This is a genomic window from Streptomyces sp. NPDC048002 (assembly GCF_040653275.1).
Classification (GTDB): Bacteria; Actinomycetota; Actinomycetes; order Streptomycetales; family Streptomycetaceae; genus Streptomyces.
Window position 1 is genome coordinate 24,356 of the sequence record NZ_JBEZNL010000014.1, and the last position, 17,078, is coordinate 41,433.

The window sequence follows — 17,078 nt, forward strand, 5'->3', positions numbered from 1 at the left end:
AGCCGAGAGTGGGGGAGGGTTCAGAACTCCTCGGCGCGGGGCCGGTGGATCTCCAGCCAGCGCCGCGCGTACGCCACCGCGTCCGCCACCGGGAAGAGCCGGGCCTCGGCCGCGCCGACCTGGCCGCGCCGCACCGGACGGTCCCGTTCGAAGTCGTGCCCCAGCTCGTCGAAGCGCTCGGAGCTGATCGACACCTCGGTGACCGTCTCCCAGCCCGCCGGCCCGGGGCGGCCCACCTTCACCGTCGGCGTGGGAATGCGGTACTCGGCCAGGTGGAAGCTCGTACAGGTGTCGTAGCCGGCGCCGAGCATCAGTACCCGGGCGCCGAGCGCCTCCAGCCGGGCCAGCGGGCTCCGCTCGCCCAGCCGGCAGTCGGCGGCGTGCCCGTCGAGCAGCTCTGCCGCGCGCGGTCCGACGGCGGCGAACGAGGTCTGCGGATGGGCGCTGCGCCGGGCGCCGGGCCAGGTCCGTACCGTCTCCGGGATCACGCCCACGCCGCGGGTGGGGGTCACGCGCGGGTCGTAGGCGGGCATCGAGGCGCGGACGGTCTCCCACCACTCCTCGGGCACCGGGGGGTTCGACCAGACCGCGGGGTCGGAGAGGTCGCCGGACTGGGCGGGGACCACGAGGGTGCCGTCGGGACCCAGCGCGTCCAGCAGTCCCTGGACGACGGCGACGGCTCCGCCGCAGACCCAGCCGAGCGAGCTGAGCGAGGAGTGCACGAGGAGGGTTTCGCCGGGTATGACCCCCAGCTCGCCGAGGCCGTCCGCGACGGTCGTCCGGGTGACAAGTGGGCCGGTCGGAGGGGGTGTGGGCATGCCTCGGGAGTGTTCCCGAAGGGGGCCCGGGGCGCCACCGGATTACCTTGTCGTTTGATCGATCAAAGATCGTTTGCCCAGGTCAGATTAGGTATACCTAAGTGACGCAGGGCACCGTCGGAGGGTCCGGACGCGGCTTGCCCGACTCTGAGGAATTACGCAACAATGGCGTTGTGAAAAACGTCGGCGAGTCCCATGAGGAGCTCGCGGCCGGGTTGCGCTCGGACACGTCCACCCGCAACCGGGTCGCGCGGTCCATCCTGGACCACGGCCCGTCGACCGTCACCGAGCTCGCCGGACGGCTGGAGCTCACGCCGGCCGCCGTACGACGGCACCTCGACGCGCTCGTCGCCGAGGACGTCGTGGTCGCGCGCGAACAGCGGGTGTACGGCGCCCGCACCCGGGGACGCCCCGCCAAGGTCTTCGCACTCACCGACTGCGGCCGCGACGCCTTCGACCAGTCGTACGACAAGCTCGCCGCCGACGCCCTGCGCTGGATCCAGGAGCGGTTCGGCGGGGACGAGGCCGTCGTCGCCTTCGCGCGCGCCAGGATCGCCGAGCAGGCGGCCGCGTACCGCGAGGCCATCGAGGCCGCCGCCCCCGACCAGCGGACCGAAGCCCTGGCCAAGGCCTTGAGCGCGGACGGGTACGCTGCTACGGCGCGCAGCGCACCGGTCGGCGAGCAGCTCTGCCAGCACCACTGCCCCGTCGCCCACGTCGCGGAAAAGTTCCCGCAGCTCTGCGAGGCGGAGACCGAGATCTTCTCCCAGCTGCTCGGAACACACGTCCAGCGACTGGCGACCATCGCGCACGGTGACGGCGTCTGCACGACGTTCATCCCCAAGATTTCCCACAACGCATCTGCAAGCACGGCCGGGAGGAACCCCGCATGACTCTCCCCACGGAGACTGCTCACCCCGAACTCGAGGGTCTGGGCAAGTACGAGTACGGCTGGGCCGACTCCGACGAGGCCGGTGCAGCGGCGAAGCGCGGCCTGAACGAGGCTGTCGTCCAGGACATCTCGGACAAGAAGTCCGAGCCGGAGTGGATGACCAAGCTGCGGCTCAAGGGCCTGCGCCTGTTCGAGAAGAAGCCCATGCCGAACTGGGGCTCGGACCTGTCGGGCATCGACTTCGACAACATCAAGTACTTCGTGCGGTCCACGGAGAAGCAGGCGGAGTCCTGGGAGGACCTGCCCGAGGACATCAAGAACACCTACGACAAGCTGGGCATCCCGGAGGCCGAGAAGCAGCGCCTCGTCGCCGGTGTCGCCGCCCAGTACGAGTCGGAGGTCGTCTACCACCAGATCCGTGAGGACCTGGAGGAGCAGGGCGTCATCTTCCTCGACACCGACACCGCGCTGAAGGAGCACCCGGAGCTCTTCAAGGAGTACTTCGGCACCGTCATCCCGGTCGGCGACAACAAGTTCGCGTCGCTGAACACGGCCGTGTGGTCGGGCGGCTCCTTCATCTACGTCCCGCCGGGCGTCCACGTGGAGATCCCGCTCCAGGCCTACTTCCGGATCAACACGGAGAACATGGGCCAGTTCGAGCGGACCCTGATCATCGTCGACGAGGGTGCCTACGTGCACTACGTCGAGGGCTGCACCGCCCCGATCTACAAGTCGGACTCGCTGCACTCCGCGGTCGTCGAGATCATCGTCAAGAAGAACGCCCGCTGCCGCTACACGACCATCCAGAACTGGTCGAACAACGTCTACAACCTGGTCACCAAGCGCGCCGTCGCCTACGAGGGCGCGACCATGGAGTGGATCGACGGCAACATCGGCTCCAAGGTGACGATGAAGTACCCGGCCGTCTACCTGATGGGCGAGCACGCCAAGGGCGAGACCCTGTCCATCGCCTTCGCGGGCGAGGGCCAGCACCAGGACGCCGGCTCCAAGATGGTCCACATGGCGCCGAACACCTCCTCCAACATCGTCTCGAAGTCCGTGGCGCGCGGTGGCGGCCGTACCTCCTACCGCGGTCTCGTCGAGATCGGTGAGGGCGCCGCCGGATCCAAGTCGAACGTGCTGTGCGACGCGCTGCTCGTCGACACCATCTCCCGCTCCGACACGTACCCCTACGTGGACGTCCGCGAGGACGACGTGTCCATGGGCCACGAGGCGACCGTCTCCAAGGTCTCCGAGGACCAGCTCTTCTACCTGATGAGCCGCGGACTCTCCGAGTTCGAGGCGATGGCGATGATCGTGCGCGGCTTCGTCGAGCCGATCGCCAAGGAGCTGCCCATGGAGTACGCCCTCGAACTCAACCGGCTGATCGAGCTGCAGATGGAGGGCGCGGTCGGCTAGTTCCGGCCCGCACCGCAAGCAGCCAGTACATCTGACGCAGGAAAGAGAGCAGACCGACAGCCATGGCTGAGGCTCAGAACTCCCCGGTGGGCAGCAGCACCACCGCAGGCGCCATCGCGGTGGCCGCCGAATCGACCGTCGCCACGCGCATGAGCGCGCCGCCGTCCTTCGACGTGGCCGACTTCCCGGTCCCGCACGGACGCGAGGAGGAGTGGCGCTTCACTCCTCTGGAGCGCCTGCGCGGCCTGCACGACGGCACCGCCGTCGCCACCGGTGACGGCGTGAAGGTCACCGTCGAGGCGCCCGCGGGTGTCGTCGTCGAGACCGTCGGCCGCGACGACGCGCGGCTCGGCCGGGCCGGCACCCCCGTGGACCGGGTCGCGGCCCAGGCGTACTCCGCCTTCGAGGCGGCCTCCGTGGTCACCGTGCCCAAGGAGACCGTGCTCACCGAGCCGATCCGCATCGCGGTGCACGGCGAGGGCGGCACCGCCTTCGGCCACCAGGTCGTCGAACTCGGCGCCTTCGCCGAGGCCGTCGTGGTCATCGACCACACCGGTGACGCGGTGCTCGCCGCCAACGTCGACTACGTCCTCGGCGACGGCGCCAAGCTGACCGTCGTCTCCGTCCAGGACTGGGACGACAAGGCCGTGCACGTCGGCCAGCACAACGCCCTGGTCGGCCGGGACGCGAGCTTCAAGTCCGTCGTGGTCACCTTCGGCGGCGACGTCGTGCGTCTGCACCCGCGCGTCAACTACGCGGGCACCGGCGGCGAGGCCGAGCTGTTCGGCCTGTACTTCACCGACGCCGGCCAGCACCAGGAGCACCGCCTCCTGGTCGACCACGACACCCCGCACTGCAAGTCGAACGTCGTCTACAAGGGCGCGCTCCAGGGCGAGCAGGCGCACGCGGTGTGGATCGGCGACGTGCTGATCGAGGCCAAGGCCGAGGGCACCGACACCTACGAGATGAACCGCAACCTGGTCCTCACCGACGGCGCCCGCGTCGACTCGGTGCCGAACCTGGAGATCGAGACCGGCGAGATCGTCGGCGCCGGCCACGCCTCGGCGACCGGCCGCTTCGACGACGAGCAGCTCTTCTACCTGATGTCCCGCGGCATCCCGCAGCACGAGGCCCGCCGCCTCGTCGTCCGCGGCTTCTTCGCCGAGCTGGTCCAGCAGATCGGTGTCGCCGACATCGAGGAGCGGCTCCTCGCGAAGATCGAGGAGGAGCTGGAGGCTTCGGTCGCATGACGACCTTCGTACGCGTCTGCGGGCTGAGCGAGCTGGAGGAGGACACCCCGAAGCGGGTGGAACTCGACGGCACGCCGGTCTCGGTCGTCCGTACCGAGGGGGAGGTGTTCGCCATCCACGACATCTGCTCCCACGCGAACGTCTCGCTCTCCGAGGGCGAGGTGGAGGACTGCCAGATCGAGTGCTGGCTGCACGGCTCCGCGTTCGACCTCCGCACCGGCAAGCCGTCCGGCCTTCCCGCGACGCGCCCCGTCCCCGTATACCCCGTAAAGATCGAAGGGGACGACGTGCTCGTCTCCCTCAACCAGGAGTCCTGAGGCACCCATGGCTACGCTTGAAATCCGAGACCTGCGCGTCACCGTCGAGGCCGACAACGCCGAGAAGGAGATCCTCAAGGGCGTCGACCTCACCGTGAAGCAGGGCGAGACGCACGCCATCATGGGCCCCAACGGCTCCGGCAAGTCGACCCTCGCCTACTCCCTCGCCGGTCACCCGAAGTACACGATCACCGGCGGCACCGTCACCCTCGACGGCGAGGACGTCCTGGAGATGTCCGTCGACGAGCGCGCCCGCGCCGGCCTCTTCCTGGCCATGCAGTACCCGGTCGAGGTTCCCGGTGTCTCCGTGTCGAACTTCCTGCGCACCTCCGCCACCGCCGTCCGCGGCGAGGCCCCCAAGCTGCGCACCTGGGTCAAGGAGGTCAAGGAGGCCATGGAGCGCCTCAACATGGACCCCTCCTTCGCCGAGCGCAACGTCAACGAGGGCTTCTCCGGCGGTGAGAAGAAGCGCCACGAGATCCTCCAGCTGGAGCTGCTCAAGCCGAAGGTCGCGATCCTCGACGAGACCGACTCCGGTCTGGACGTCGACGCCCTGCGCGTCGTCTCCGAGGGCGTCAACCGCGTCCGCGAGACCGGCGAGGTCGGCACCCTGCTGATCACGCACTACACGCGCATCCTGCGCTACATCAAGCCCGACCACGTGCACGTCTTCGCAGGCGGCAGGATCGTCGAGTCCGGCGGTGCCGAGCTCGCCGACAAGCTGGAGAACGAGGGCTACGAGGCTTACACGAAGGGTGGCGCATCCGAGTGACACAGCTGCCGGGCCTCCTCGACACCGAGGCGATCCGCAAGGACTTCCCCGTCCTGGACCGCCAGATCCACGACGGCAAGAAGCTCGTGTACCTGGACAACGCGGCGACCTCGCAGAAGCCGCGCCAGGTGCTGGACGCCCTGAGTGAGTACTACGAGCGCTACAACGCCAACGTCCACCGCGGTGTGCATGTGCTCGCCGAGGAGGCCACGGCGCTGTACGAGGGCGCGCGCGACAAGGTCGCCGAGTTCATCAACGCGCCCAGCCGCGACGAGGTGATCTTCACCAAGAACGCCTCCGAGTCGCTCAACCTCGTGGCGAACATGCTGGGCTGGGCCGACGAGCCCTACCGCGTGGACGCCGAGACCGAGATCGTCATCACGGAGATGGAGCACCACTCCAACATCGTGCCGTGGCAGCTGCTCGCGCAGCGCACGGGCGCGAAGCTGAAGTGGTTCGGCCTGACCGACGACGGCCGGCTCGACCTGTCGAACATCGACGAGATCATCACCGAGAAGACGAAGATCGTCTCCTTCGTTCTGGTGTCGAACATCCTCGGCACGGTCAACCCGGTCGAGACGATCATCCGCCGGGCGCAGGAGGTCGGTGCGCTGGTCTGCATCGACGCCTCGCAGGCGGCGCCGCACATGCCGCTGGACGTGCAGGCCCTCCAGGCCGACTTCGTGGCCTTCACCGGCCACAAGATGTGCGGCCCGACCGGCATCGGTGTGCTCTGGGGCCGCCAGGAACTGCTGGAGGACCTGCCTCCGTTCCTCGGCGGCGGCGAGATGATCGAGACGGTGTCGATGCACTCGTCGACGTACGCCCCCGCTCCGCACAAGTTCGAGGCGGGCACCCCGCCGATCGCCCAGGCGGTCGGTCTGGGCGCGGCGATCGACTACCTCAACTCGATCGGCATGGACAAGATCCTCGCCCACGAGCACGCGCTCACCGAGTACGCGGTGCGCCGGCTCCAGGAGGTGCCCGACCTCAGGATCATCGGCCCCACCACGGCCGAGGACCGGGGCGCGGCGATCTCCTTCACGCTCGGCGACATCCACCCGCACGACGTCGGCCAGGTGCTGGACGAGGAGGGCATCGCGGTCCGGGTGGGCCACCACTGCGCCCGTCCGGTCTGCCTGCGCTACGGAATTCCCGCGACCACGCGAGCGTCGTTCTATCTGTACTCCACCCCGGCCGAGATCGACGCACTGGTCGACGGCCTGGAGCACGTACGGAACTTCTTCGGCTAGGGGACGAGCGATCGCATGAAGCTGGATTCGATGTACCAGGAAGTCATCCTGGACCATTACAAGAACCCGCACGGGCGGGGCTTGCGGGACGGTGACGCCGAGGTGCACCACGTCAACCCGACGTGCGGCGACGAGATCACACTCCGCGTGAAGTACGACGGCACGACCATCAAGGACGTGTCGTACGAGGGCCAGGGCTGTTCGATCAGCCAGGCCTCCGCCTCCGTGCTGAACGAGCTGCTGGTCGGCAAGGAGCTGTCGGACGCGCAGCGCATCCAGGAGACCTTCCTGGAGCTGATGCAGTCCAAGGGCAGGATCGAACCCGACGACGCGATGGAGGAGGTGCTGGAGGACGCGGTCGCGTTCGCCGGTGTCTCCAAGTACCCGGCCCGGGTCAAGTGCGCTCTCCTGAGCTGGATGGCGTGGAAGGACGCGACGGCCCAGGCCCTGGACGGAGCCGACGCCGAAAGGAAGACGGCATGAGTGACACCGTGGAGATGAAGCCGGCCTCCGAGGAGGAGGTCCGCGAGGCCCTGTACGACGTGGTCGACCCCGAGCTGGGCATCGACGTCGTCAACCTCGGCCTGATCTACGGCATCCACATCGACGACGCGAACATCGCGACGATCGACATGACCCTGACCTCGGCGGCCTGTCCGCTGACCGATGTCATCGAGGACCAGGCCAAGTCCGCCACGGACGGCCTCGTCAACGAGCTGCGCATCAACTGGGTCTGGATGCCGCCGTGGGGCCCGGACAAGATCACGGACGACGGCCGGGACCAGCTCCGGGCGCTCGGCTTCAACGTCTGACGCGCACCCAGCGAACCGGCAAGCGGCGGTGCCCTCACGGGGGCGCCGCCGCTTCCGTGTTCCCTCAGCCCACCAACCCCTCAGCCCACCAACCCCTCAGCCCACCAACCCCTCAGCCCACCAGCCGGAACGACGCGTCCGCGCGGAACAGCTCGCTCGACTGGTAGGGATCCAGCCGGAGCCGGAAGTTCTTGTGGCGCAGATAGCGGCCCGGGTAGTTCACCGACTCCAGCATGACCGCGCCGCTCGGTGAGCCGGCGCGCGGGCAGAAGGTGGCGTCCTTGGCGAACAGGGCGGAGTCGTCGTCGCGTTCGGCGCGCAGGACGAAGTTCTGGTGGCGCAGGTAGCGGCCGTCGGCCGTGGCGAAGGTGTAGCAGGACGGCTCGGCCAGGCCCTCGACCAGCTCGAAGGCGTCCGGGGACGAGGTCAGGCGGACCAGGCCGTCGCTCACCTCCCAGGAGCGGTCCGGGTAGTTGACCGAGCGGACCGTGCGCAGGTCGGCGGTCGGTTCGGAGGCCGGTTCGGGGGCCGGTTCGGAGGCCGCCGAGGTGGCGGAGGGGCGGGCGGGAGTGCGGCTGGGCGCGGTGGCCGGGGCGGTGCGGGTCGCGCTCGGGCTCCGGCTCGCGGACGGACTGCGGCGCGGGCCGGCGGAGGCGCCGGTGCTCGCGGACGGGCTCGCGTAGGAGATCAGGCCCGGGGGAGCGGTGGTCGTCGAGGGCGCCGCGGACGGTGACGGTTCGTCGGCGGGCCTGCGGGTCATGGCGATCGCCGTCACGCACCCGGCGATCGTGGCGAGGGCGAGGGCCCCGGCGAGCCAGAGGCGGCGGGTGCCCGGGACCCGGCTGCCGTCGGGCGCCCAGCCGCTCTCCCAGGGACGCTCCTCGGGGGGCCGGGACGGGGTGTGTGGCATGCGCGTTCCTTCGGCGGCGGGAGGGTGGGGGGACGGCCGCGGCTTGCGATGGCCCGGTGTACGAACGGTGAAACAGTAGTGGAGGGTGAGGCGGTTCGAGCAGGCGTTTGAGCAATTGAAGCGAGCGCTTTCCACGCGGCATTCCCCACCGCCTTCCCCGCTCCGTTCCGCGCCGCCTTCCGCACCGCCTTCCGCGCCGCCTTCCGCACCGTTGTCCCACCGCATTCCACATTGCTTTCTCAGTGTCGCCCCAGGGCTGTCTCATCCGCCCGAGGCACTGTGGAAGCGTGGCTACCCGTACGCGTCCCGTCTTCGTCCTCGGCTGCCCCCGGTCGGGCACCACCCTTCTCCAGCTGATGCTGCACGCGCATCCCCGGATGGCGCTGCCACCGGAGACCCGGTTCGTGCTGCCCGCCTACGAGAGCCGGCTGGGCTTCGGGGACCTGCGGGACGACGGCAACCGCGCGGCGCTCGCCCGCTGGATCACCGCGCGGCCCCAGACGCGCTTCGACGAACTCGGCCTGGACGCGACCGCGGTGGCCGACCGCATCGCAGTCGGCCCGCCGACGCTCGGTTCGGCCCTCGGCGTCCCGCTGCGGGCGTACGCAGAGCGGCACGGCAAGGCCCGCTGGGGCGACAAACGGCCCGCGTACGCCCTGCACGTGACGGAGATCCTGCGGCTCTTCCCGGACGCGCAGTTCGTGCACCTGGTGCGCGACGGACGGGACTGCGTGGCCTCGCTGCTCGGGATGCCCTGGTGGCACCGGGGTTTCCACGAGGCGGTGGCGACCTGGGCGCAGGTGATGGACGTGACCCGGCGGTGCGCGCGCCGACTGGGCCCGGACTCCTGGCACGAACTCCGGTTCGAGGATCTCGTGGCCGATCCGGAGGGCCGGCTGCGCGCCCTCTGCGCCTATCTGGGCGAGGAGTACGACCCGGGGATGGCCGAGCCGTACCGCCTCGCGGGGACCGCGGTGCCCGCCCGCAAGACCTGGCACCGGCGCACCCACGGCGCGCTGGACGTCTCACGGGCGGGCAGCTGGCAGCTGAGGCTGACGCCGGATCAGATCCGGCTGTGCGAGGCGGTGCTGGGGGAGCGGCTGCTGCGCCACGGCTACGGGCTCAGCGGGGCCGTACCTCCCGACCCCGCCGAACTGCTGCGCTACCGGAAGGTGGCGGCCCTGCGCGCCGCGGCCCGCGTCAAACGGCACACCGTGGACCGTCTGACGCGGCTGCGCGAGCCGGGACCGGTCGCCTCGGTCCCGATCTGATTTGTGTACGCACGTACACATAGCTGTGTACGCTTGTACGCATGGGTTACCTGACGCTCGCCGGCGCCATAGCGGCCGAGGTGGCCGCGACCACCGCCATGAAGTACAGCGACGGTTTCAGCAGGCTCTGGCCGTCGCTGCTGACGGCACTCGGGTACGTCGTCTCCTTCGTGCTGCTCGCCCAGACCCTGAAGACGGTCGGTATCGGCGCCGCCTACGCCATCTGGGCGGGCGTCGGCACCGCGAGCATCGCCGTCATCGGACTGGTGGCCTTCGGTGAGGCGCTGACCGTCACCAAGGTCGCGGGCATCCTGCTGATCGTCGCGGGCGTCGTCGTCCTGAACCTGGGCGGCGCGCACTGATGGCCCGGCGGCACGACCCCGAGCGGCGGCAACGGATCATCGACGCCGCGATCCGGGTCGTGGGCGAGAAGGGACTCGCGGGCCTGACCCACCGCTCGGTCGCCGCCGAGGCGGACGTTCCGCTCGGCTCGACGACGTACCACTTCGCCACCCTCGACGAGCTGATGGTCGCCGCGCTGCGCCAGGCCAACGAGGGCTTCGCCAAGGTCGTGGCCGCCCGCGCGGACCTGACCGACCCGGCCGCCGACCTGGCCGGCGAACTCGCGGCCTGGATCGGCGCGTGGCTCGCCGGCGACCGCACGGGAGTGGAGCTGGAGTACGAGCTGTACCTGGCCGCCCTGCGCCGTCCCGCCCTGCGCCCGGTGGCCGCCGAGTGGGCGGCGGACCTCGCGGAACTCCTCGGCCGCCGCACGGACCCGGTCACGGCGCGGGCCCTGGTGGCGCTCCTGGACGGCATCTGCCTCCAGGTCCTGCTCACCGGGGTGCCCTACGACGAGGAGTACGCGCGCGAGGTGCTGCGGCGCGTCATCGGTGACCCTGTCGGCTGAACGGCCGCCCGGCACGTGAGATGTCGCGGGCACCGGTTCGCCCCCGCGGCCCCCGCCAAGTTAGGTTGCCCTCATGACCGACACGACCGCAGCTCGCACCACCGGCGCCGTTGCCGCCGGCCTCGCCACGATCGCCGCCGACGGCACCGTCCTCGACACCTGGTTCCCCGCTCCGGAGCTCGCCGCCGAGCCCGGCCCGTCCGGCACCGAACGGCTCTCCGCCGAGCGGGCCGTGGAACTGCTCGGCGAGGGCGCGGCGAAGGCGATCGGACCGGACGCCCGCCGGGGCGTCGAGGTGGTCGCGGTCCGCACGGTCATCTCCTCGCTCGACGCGAAGCCGACCGACGCGCACGACGTCTACCTCCGACTGCACCTGCTCTCCCACCGCCTGGTCAAGCCGCACGGCCAGAGCCTGGACGGCATGTTCGGCTTCCTGGCCAACGTCGCCTGGACCTCGCTCGGCCCGGTCGCCGTCGACGACATCGAGAAGGTCCGTCTCAACGCCCGCGCCGAGGGGCTGCACCTCCAGGTGACGTCCGTCGACAAGTTCCCGCGCATGACGGACTACGTGGCGCCCAAGGGCGTCCGGATCGCCGACGCGGACCGGGTCCGGCTCGGCGCGCACCTCGCCGAGGGCACCACGGTGATGCACGAGGGCTTCGTCAACTTCAACGCGGGCACCCTGGGCACCTCGATGGTCGAGGGCCGCATCTCCGCGGGCGTCGTCGTCGGCGACGGCTCGGACATCGGCGGCGGCGCCTCCACCATGGGCACGCTCTCCGGCGGCGGCAACGTGATCATCTCCATCGGCGAGCGGTGTCTGGTCGGCGCCGAGGCCGGTGTCGGCATCGCGCTGGGCGACGAGTGCGTGGTGGAGGCCGGTCTGTACGTCACCGCCGGCACCCGGGTCACCATGCCCGACGGCCAGGTCGTCAAGGCCCGCGAGCTGTCCGGCGCGTCCAACATCCTCTTCCGCCGCAACTCCGTCACCGGCACGGTGGAGGCCCGCCCGAACAACGCGGTGTGGGGCGGCCTGAACGAGATCCTGCACAGCCACAACTAGGTTCCGTCAGCGTGAGTCGGGGAGCCGGGGAGCCGCGGGTCGGCCCCCGGCTCCCCCTCACGCTTTCACGCCCTCCGCGAAGTCCCGCAGCGCCGCGAAGTCGGGCTCCCTCAGCCCGATCCTCGGATTCACGTGGTGCAGCAGCGCCGGCCCCGCGTGGTGCGCCGCCACGTACGCCTCGTCCGCCGGGCCCTGTTCGTCGTCCACCCACGCGAACGGGCGGCCCGCCGCGTACTCCACGAGCGTCGCCGTTTTCCAGTGCACGCCGTCCGGGCGCTCGGCGAACAGGCTCTCGCCGAAGTCGACCCAGGGCAGCCGGGGCAGGCCCACGACCGGCCCGATCCAGCGATTGGCCGCGTCCATCCACGTGGTGGCCCAGCACAGGTCGTAGTCCAGGGCGAGCAGCGCCGGACCGTGCGCGGGATTCAGCCAGACCCGCAGGGGGCGCCCCGGGCCGGCGGTGGCCCTGATCGTGGTGTAGCCCTCCGGCCGCCGCTCGGGCTTCGCGGCCCACGGGTTCAGGGGGCCGTCGACGTCCAGGAAGAGCAGGGGCCGGGTCACACGCCCACCGTACGGGAGGGGTTCCGTGCGACGCGGGGGCTTTTCCCGCGGTGCGGGCGGTCAGGCGGCGACGAGTTCCTCGTACGTCCGCAGCAGTCCGTCGGCCGTCTCGGCGGGGGCCGGGCGCAGGGGGGCGCGGACCGGGCCCGCGGGGAGGCCCAGGCGGGCGAGCAGGGCCTTGGCGGTGACCGTGCCGGGCAGGCCCGTGTGCATCAGCGCCTCGATCAGCGGGGTGGCCCGTCGCTGGAGGGCGGCGGCCTCCGCGGTCCGCCCGGCGTCGAACGCGTCCAGGACGGAACGGAGTTGAGCCGGTGCCGCGTTGGCGACGGTGCTCACCCAGCCCGCGCCGCCGACCGCGTACAGCGCGAGGTTGTGCTCGTCGCAGCCCGCGTAGTACGCCAGCCCCGTACGGGAGATGACCTTCTGGGCGGCGAGGAAGTCGCCCGAGCAGTCCTTCACCGCCACGATCCTCGGGTGCTCGGCGAGGCGCAGCATCGTCTCCGGCTCGACGCGGACGCCCGTGCGGGCCGGGATGTCGTAGACGGTGAGCGGCAGGCCGCAGGCGTCGGCGACCTCCACGAAGTGCGCTTCGAGCGCGTCCTGCGGCGGCCTGCTGTAGTACGGCGCCACCACCAGCAGTCCGTCCGCGCCCGCCTTCTCGGCCGCCAGGGCGCCCTCCACGGTGTGCCGGGTGTCGAAGGTGCCCACCCCGGCCAGCACGTTCGCCCGGCCGCCCACGGCCTCCCGGACCGCGCGCACCAGAAGGGTCTTCTCCTCGTCCGAGGTGGTCGGGGACTCGCCGGTGGTGCCGGAGAGCACCAGGCCCTCGCAGCCCTCGTCGACCAGGTGCGCGGCGAGGCGCTGCGCCCCGTCGAGGTCGAGGGCTCCCTCCGCCGTGAAGGGGGTGATCATCGCGCACAGTGCGCGGCCGAAGGGGGAGTCGGTGGTCGTCATGGGAGTAGTCTCGGCACCAGTACTGTGAAGCTCCACTTAAATTTTCTAAGCAGTATTGCTAAGTAAAGCTGATTGATCCGATGGAGGCCCTATGTCCAAACCGGGGCGTCATGGGTCACCATGGGCGGACGGTCAACGACCACAGGTCCTGGAGGCGTCATGAAGCTCGGCAAGGCACTCGCCACCGGAGTCGCCGAGGAGCGGCCGCGGATCGACCACGAGGAACTCCGACTCCCGGAGCGCGTCGAGGAGATCGCGGAGGCGAAGGCCCCCGAAGAGGTTCCGGCGGCCCGATGAGGCTGCGGCTTCCGGAGGAACGCCCTGCGGAGCCGCCGACCGGATACAAGATCGCTCACCCGGTGCTGTCCCAGGACGGCGGCCGGGCGGGCTTCACCGGCGTGTCCCTGGGCGGCGCCCTGCCGTACGGAGTCCTGGCCGACGCGTCCTGCGTCTACGGCCTCAGGCACCCGGCACCGCACCGGCGCTGCGACTGCGGCTTCCACTGCGTGCACGAACGGACGGCCGCCGAGGCCCTGTTGTGCACGGCGGAGCACCGTACGGCCGTGCTGCTGGAGGTCACGGTGCTCGGCCGCTACCTCCGCTTCGAACTCGGGTTCCGCTACGCCCGCCAGCGGGTGCGCACCGCCACCGTGGGCCCGTGCGCCTGCGGTGCCGTCGCCGTCGCGCTGGCCGACGCGGGCTGGGGCAGACCGGGTTGGCTGGGCCTGGCGCCCGCCTGCGCCGTCTGCCTGGGCGTCCGCAGGTCCGTCACGCTCGCCGGATTCGCGCGGCTGGCCGGGGAGGGGCTGCGGGTGGTGGCCCGAAAGGGCGCGCCGGTCGCCGCGGCGGAGGAACTCGGAGTGCCCGAACTGGCGGCCGAGGCAGCCCTGTTGCAGGCCCGCCTCGACTGGTTCCAGACCCAGCTGACCCGGCTCGGCGACAACGGGCCCGAGCAGAAGGGGACTTGACCTCGACCAAGGTTGAGGTCGGAGGGTGGTCGGCGTACCGATCACCGACGTACCGGAGGCCGGCCATGACCAGCCGCACCCACGCCCACCCCGACCTCACCCGCCCCGAGACCGGGGCACCCTTCTTCAGCACCTGGCGGGTCGGCAGCCCCGAGCGCCAGGCGGAGACCGTCGAGGCCGTCGCCCGCACCTGGGAGCGCCGCCCCTGGGGCAGCGCCGACCTGCTCGGCTACCACCTCTACGCCGGCCACGACGGCACGACCCTGCTGCACCACTCCCAGTGGCGCAGCGAGCAGGGCTACGAGGCCTTCGTCAAGACCCGCCGTCAGGAGCGCAACGACGAGATCGACACCGCCGTGCCCGGCATCGAACGGGTCCGCCTCGACCGCTACCGGCGCTACCGCAGCCGGGAGCGGGCCGCCGGGGACACCCGGGTGCCGGGCCTGATCGTGACCGTCCGCATCGACTTCGAGCCGGACGCGGCCGGGCGGCGGACCCACTGGGTGGACCTCGTGCTCGACGCCCTGGCCGGGCCGGACGCCGACCCCGGCCTGATCTCCGCCCACTTCCACCTCGGCGCCGACGGCACGCACGTCCTCAACTACGCCGAGTGGGAGAACGACCGGGCCTACGACGAGGCGATCGGCGGGCCGGAGTCACCCCCGTGGGAGCGGGTGCGGACGTACCCGGGGGTGAAGGGGTTCAGCGGCAGCCGGTACCGGCACGCGCTCGGTCTGGTGCCCTGAACGCCGGGGCCCGTCGGCCGGGGGCCGGCCGGACGAGAGGTCCGGCCGGCCCCTGACCGAAGGCGGGGTCACGGCTTGAAGCGCAGCACCTGCGGGTCGTGGTCGCTGATCTGGTCGTTGAACTCCGCGTTGATGTGCACGCTGTCGTACTCGAAGTCGCAGCCGCGCCGGATCGACGGGCTGACCAGGATCTGGTCCAGGACCTGGCTGTTGCCCTGGTAGACGTACGAGTAACGCTCGCCGCGCGGCAGCGACTTGACCGCCGACCACAGGGCGCCGTCGCTCTCCAGGATCTTCGCGGTGTCGGAGAACTCGAAGTCGTTGATGTCGCCGAGCGTGACGACGTCCGCGTTCTTCTGCGTGGCGAGGATGTCCTTGACGAAGGCGTTCACCAGGGTCGCCTGCTGGTGACGCTGGGTCTCCGAGCTGCGCGCCACCGGCTGGTACTGCGAGGTCAGACCCTGGTCGCCGCCCTTGGAGTTGAAGTGGTTGGCGATCACGAAGACCGTGCGGCCCCGGAAGGAGAACTCGCCGGCCAGGGGCTTGCGGCTGGAGCTCCAGGCCGCGTTCGCCGGGTCGATCCGGCCCGGGGAGACCGTCAGGGCGGCCTTGCCGCGCACCTCGGTGACACCGGCGGCCGTCGTGGCGTCGCCGCCCGCGCGGTCGGTGAAGGAGACCCGCTCCGGGTTGAACAGGAACGCCTGGCGGATGTTGCCGCCGGGCTCGCCGCCGTCGGTGTTGTTCGCCGGGTCGATCGAACGCCACTCGTAGCGGGGGCCGCCCGCGGCGACGATCGCGTCGATCAGCTTCTGGAGCGTCTGGTCGGCGGCGACCGTGCCGTCGTTGACCGCGCCGTTGTTGTCCTGGATCTCCTCCAGGGACACGATGTCGGGCGACCGGAGGTTGTGCACGATCGCGGCGGCGTGCGCGTCGAAGGTGGTGTCGGACGGGTCGAGGTTCTCGACGTTGTAGGTGGCGACCGCCAGCTCGCCCCGCTTCTGCTTCTGCGTGGTCTCCCGCTCCAGGCCGCCGCTCTCCAGCGTGCCGAGCTGGTTGGCGACCAGGGTGTAGCCGCCGTACTGGTTGTAGTCCAGCGGGCCCGCGGTGGTGCCGGCGAGGGTGTCACCGACGTTCGCCTTCGGGAAGTCGGCGCTCGCGCCCAGCGACTGGATCTGGATCCGGCCGGTGTTCTGCGAGGTGTACGAGCCGTACACCGTGCCGCCGCCCGAGCTGCGGTTCTCCCACGGCTTCACCGTGACCCACAGCTCGGTGTACGGGTCGGTCGCGCCGACCACGCGGGTGTCGGAGACCTGGACGTTCATGCCCTCCAGGGACTCGTACAGGTCGAGGGCGTACTTCGACGGCCGCAGGGTCAGCCCGTTGATCGAGTTGCCGGCGGCACTGTCGCCCTCGGGGGTGTAAGCGCCCGGCACCGTACGGGAGTTGACGACCGTCGCGGCCGGGACCGCGTTGCCGCTGGAGACCACGGTGAAGGTCGGCCGGGTGATCTCGGTCAGCGCCTGGTTGCCGGAGGTGGCACCGCCGGGCACGTACTCGGTGACGGTGCCGGAGACCGACACCAGGTCGCCGACGGCCACGCCCTTGGGGGTCGAGCTGGTGAAGACGAAGACGCCCTCGCTGGTGGCGGGGTCGGCGTCCGGGTTGGGGTCCTGGATCCAGAAGCCGCGGGACGAGCCGTAGGTACGGATGCCGGTGACGATGCCCGTCACGTCGGTGACCGTCTGGCCGGCGTACGGGGATATCCGGGTGGAGCCCTGGATGTCGTGGATGCGCACCGAGTCGGCGTGCGCGGGAGAGGTCAGAACGATGGTGGACGCGGCGGAACACACCGCGGCGACGGTGAGCGCGGCGAGGCGCGCGGACGACTTGCTCGGCAACGGAATCCCTCCGGGGACGTGCGTGGGCGCCGGGACGAGGGTGGTGCATCAGAAGTGTGGGAGCCGCGACCGGCGGACCGGCGCGACGCGCGTAGAGATTCGGTGAACAGCTGTCCTTCGAATGTCTACGCGCGTAATCTCCTGCCTGGTCACGCCACTTGTCAAGGTTTCGGCCATGTACACCGGCCAACGGGTAGATGAACCGGGCGGCATGGGGCCAAAGCGGTCTAGGCTGAGCGGCTGAGTCGTACGACGTGCCCGAGG

The 17,078-nt window shown here is 70.7% G+C and carries 20 protein-coding genes; 15 read left to right on the plus strand and 5 right to left on the minus strand.

Translation table 11 applies throughout. The features are described from left to right. Positions 1 to 20: 20 nt before the first annotated feature. Entirely contained in the window at positions 21 to 818 is a 798-nt protein-coding gene (locus AB0E07_RS19050; RefSeq protein ID WP_362252920.1) for an AAC(3) family N-acetyltransferase, read from the minus strand. Between the two features lie 173 nt (positions 819 to 991). On the opposite strand from AB0E07_RS19050, the gene AB0E07_RS19055 reads away from it, so the two are divergent. The 8 genes from AB0E07_RS19055 (at position 992) to AB0E07_RS19090 (ending at position 7,533) form a co-directional block, all read left to right on the plus strand. Continuing rightward, positions 992 to 1,711, plus strand: a complete 720-nt coding sequence (locus tag AB0E07_RS19055; RefSeq protein WP_362252923.1) for a metalloregulator ArsR/SmtB family transcription factor — start codon at positions 992 to 994, stop codon at positions 1,709 to 1,711. Then, the gene (sufB, locus tag AB0E07_RS19060; RefSeq protein WP_362252926.1) at positions 1,708 to 3,129 is read left to right on the plus strand and encodes a Fe-S cluster assembly protein SufB; all 1,422 of its coding nucleotides are present in this window, start codon (positions 1,708 to 1,710) and stop codon (positions 3,127 to 3,129) included. The genes AB0E07_RS19055 and sufB overlap by 4 nt, the downstream gene beginning before the upstream one ends. A gap of 62 nt (positions 3,130 to 3,191) precedes the next feature. Continuing rightward, positions 3,192 to 4,379: a Fe-S cluster assembly protein SufD gene (sufD, locus tag AB0E07_RS19065; RefSeq protein WP_362252928.1), complete on the plus strand. Its 1,188-nt coding sequence runs from the start codon at positions 3,192 to 3,194 to the stop codon at positions 4,377 to 4,379. Next, the gene (locus AB0E07_RS19070; protein WP_362252931.1) at positions 4,376 to 4,696 is read left to right on the plus strand and encodes a non-heme iron oxygenase ferredoxin subunit; all 321 of its coding nucleotides are present in this window, start codon (positions 4,376 to 4,378) and stop codon (positions 4,694 to 4,696) included. Before sufD ends, AB0E07_RS19070 begins: the two co-directional genes overlap by 4 nt. A 7-nt stretch (positions 4,697 to 4,703) precedes the next feature. Further along, positions 4,704 to 5,468: a Fe-S cluster assembly ATPase SufC gene (sufC, locus tag AB0E07_RS19075; RefSeq protein WP_362252933.1), complete on the plus strand. Its 765-nt coding sequence runs from the start codon at positions 4,704 to 4,706 to the stop codon at positions 5,466 to 5,468. Continuing rightward, positions 5,465 to 6,721 (plus strand): cysteine desulfurase, encoded by a 1,257-nt coding sequence (locus tag AB0E07_RS19080; protein WP_362252936.1) that lies wholly within the window; start codon positions 5,465 to 5,467, stop codon positions 6,719 to 6,721. The genes sufC and AB0E07_RS19080 overlap by 4 nt, the downstream gene beginning before the upstream one ends. Positions 6,722 to 6,736: 15 nt before the next feature. After that, positions 6,737 to 7,204, plus strand: coding sequence for a Fe-S cluster assembly sulfur transfer protein SufU (gene sufU, locus AB0E07_RS19085; protein ID WP_362252939.1), 468 nt, complete (start codon positions 6,737 to 6,739; stop codon positions 7,202 to 7,204). Further along, a complete protein-coding gene (locus tag AB0E07_RS19090; protein ID WP_351929299.1) occupies positions 7,201 to 7,533 on the plus strand; it encodes a metal-sulfur cluster assembly factor in 333 nt (110 codons plus the stop codon). The genes sufU and AB0E07_RS19090 overlap by 4 nt, the downstream gene beginning before the upstream one ends. A gap of 112 nt (positions 7,534 to 7,645) precedes the next feature. On the opposite strand, the gene AB0E07_RS19095 is transcribed toward AB0E07_RS19090, so the two are convergent. Further along, entirely contained in the window at positions 7,646 to 8,443 is a 798-nt protein-coding gene (locus AB0E07_RS19095) for an AbfB domain-containing protein (protein WP_362252943.1), read from the minus strand. Between the two features lie 287 nt (positions 8,444 to 8,730). On the opposite strand from AB0E07_RS19095, the gene AB0E07_RS19100 reads away from it, so the two are divergent. From AB0E07_RS19100 to dapD, 4 genes are all read left to right on the plus strand, one after another. Beyond that, positions 8,731 to 9,714: a sulfotransferase gene (locus AB0E07_RS19100; protein ID WP_362252947.1), complete on the plus strand. Its 984-nt coding sequence runs from the start codon at positions 8,731 to 8,733 to the stop codon at positions 9,712 to 9,714. Between the two features lie 41 nt (positions 9,715 to 9,755). Beyond that, the gene (locus tag AB0E07_RS19105) at positions 9,756 to 10,076 is read left to right on the plus strand and encodes a multidrug efflux SMR transporter (RefSeq protein WP_362252950.1); all 321 of its coding nucleotides are present in this window, start codon (positions 9,756 to 9,758) and stop codon (positions 10,074 to 10,076) included. Further along, complete coding sequence (locus AB0E07_RS19110) at positions 10,076 to 10,624, plus strand: TetR family transcriptional regulator (RefSeq protein ID WP_362252953.1); 549 nt, start codon at positions 10,076 to 10,078, stop codon at positions 10,622 to 10,624. Before AB0E07_RS19105 ends, AB0E07_RS19110 begins: the two co-directional genes overlap by 1 nt. A gap of 73 nt (positions 10,625 to 10,697) precedes the next feature. After that, entirely contained in the window at positions 10,698 to 11,687 is a 990-nt protein-coding gene (gene dapD / locus AB0E07_RS19115) for a 2,3,4,5-tetrahydropyridine-2,6-dicarboxylate N-succinyltransferase (RefSeq protein WP_362252956.1), read from the plus strand. Between the two features lie 57 nt (positions 11,688 to 11,744). On the opposite strand, the gene AB0E07_RS19120 is transcribed toward dapD, so the two are convergent. Continuing rightward, positions 11,745 to 12,248, minus strand: coding sequence for a hypothetical protein (locus tag AB0E07_RS19120; protein WP_362252959.1), 504 nt, complete (start codon positions 12,246 to 12,248; stop codon positions 11,745 to 11,747). A 60-nt stretch (positions 12,249 to 12,308) separates the two neighbouring features. Then, positions 12,309 to 13,202: a 4-hydroxy-tetrahydrodipicolinate synthase gene (gene dapA, locus AB0E07_RS19125; protein WP_362252962.1), complete on the minus strand. Its 894-nt coding sequence runs from the start codon at positions 13,200 to 13,202 to the stop codon at positions 12,309 to 12,311. 159 nt (positions 13,203 to 13,361) lie between these two features. Here dapA and AB0E07_RS19130 point away from each other — a divergent pair, with 159 nt between their 5' ends. From AB0E07_RS19130 to AB0E07_RS19140, 3 genes are all read left to right on the plus strand, one after another. Further along, entirely contained in the window at positions 13,362 to 13,499 is a 138-nt protein-coding gene (locus AB0E07_RS19130) for a hypothetical protein (protein WP_362252965.1), read from the plus strand. After that, positions 13,496 to 14,170, plus strand: coding sequence for a hypothetical protein (locus tag AB0E07_RS19135; RefSeq protein WP_362252968.1), 675 nt, complete (start codon positions 13,496 to 13,498; stop codon positions 14,168 to 14,170). The genes AB0E07_RS19130 and AB0E07_RS19135 overlap by 4 nt, the downstream gene beginning before the upstream one ends. Positions 14,171 to 14,235: 65 nt before the next feature. After that, positions 14,236 to 14,916: an antibiotic biosynthesis monooxygenase gene (locus tag AB0E07_RS19140; protein ID WP_362252970.1), complete on the plus strand. Its 681-nt coding sequence runs from the start codon at positions 14,236 to 14,238 to the stop codon at positions 14,914 to 14,916. 68 nt (positions 14,917 to 14,984) lie between these two features. Here the strand turns inward: AB0E07_RS19140 and AB0E07_RS19145 are convergent, their stop codons facing one another. After that, entirely contained in the window at positions 14,985 to 16,814 is a 1,830-nt protein-coding gene (locus tag AB0E07_RS19145) for an endonuclease/exonuclease/phosphatase family protein (protein WP_362252972.1), read from the minus strand. Positions 16,815 to 17,078: the final 264 nt, after the last annotated feature.

Bases quoted from the DNA above. Each gene is read 5' to 3' on its own strand.
- AB0E07_RS19050 (WP_362252920.1), bottom strand. From the start codon at position 818: ATGCCCACACCCCCTCCGACCGGCCCACTTGTCACCCGGACGACCGTC.
- dapD (WP_362252956.1), top strand. From the start codon at position 10,698: ATGACCGACACGACCGCAGCTCGCACCACCGGCGCCGTTGCCGCCGGC.
- AB0E07_RS19090 (WP_351929299.1), top strand. From the start codon at position 7,201: ATGAGTGACACCGTGGAGATGAAGCCGGCCTCCGAGGAGGAGGTCCGC.
- AB0E07_RS19140 (WP_362252970.1), top strand. From the start codon at position 14,236: ATGACCAGCCGCACCCACGCCCACCCCGACCTCACCCGCCCCGAGACC.
- AB0E07_RS19110 (WP_362252953.1), top strand. From the start codon at position 10,076: ATGGCCCGGCGGCACGACCCCGAGCGGCGGCAACGGATCATCGACGCC.
- dapA (WP_362252962.1), bottom strand. From the start codon at position 13,202: ATGACGACCACCGACTCCCCCTTCGGCCGCGCACTGTGCGCGATGATC.
- sufU (WP_362252939.1), top strand. From the start codon at position 6,737: ATGAAGCTGGATTCGATGTACCAGGAAGTCATCCTGGACCATTACAAG.
- sufC (WP_362252933.1), top strand. From the start codon at position 4,704: ATGGCTACGCTTGAAATCCGAGACCTGCGCGTCACCGTCGAGGCCGAC.
- AB0E07_RS19095 (WP_362252943.1), bottom strand. From the start codon at position 8,443: ATGCCACACACCCCGTCCCGGCCCCCCGAGGAGCGTCCCTGGGAGAGC.
- AB0E07_RS19105 (WP_362252950.1), top strand. From the start codon at position 9,756: ATGGGTTACCTGACGCTCGCCGGCGCCATAGCGGCCGAGGTGGCCGCG.
- AB0E07_RS19135 (WP_362252968.1), top strand. From the start codon at position 13,496: ATGAGGCTGCGGCTTCCGGAGGAACGCCCTGCGGAGCCGCCGACCGGA.
- sufD (WP_362252928.1), top strand. From the start codon at position 3,192: ATGGCTGAGGCTCAGAACTCCCCGGTGGGCAGCAGCACCACCGCAGGC.
- sufB (WP_362252926.1), top strand. From the start codon at position 1,708: ATGACTCTCCCCACGGAGACTGCTCACCCCGAACTCGAGGGTCTGGGC.
- AB0E07_RS19130 (WP_362252965.1), top strand. From the start codon at position 13,362: ATGAAGCTCGGCAAGGCACTCGCCACCGGAGTCGCCGAGGAGCGGCCG.
- AB0E07_RS19070 (WP_362252931.1), top strand. From the start codon at position 4,376: ATGACGACCTTCGTACGCGTCTGCGGGCTGAGCGAGCTGGAGGAGGAC.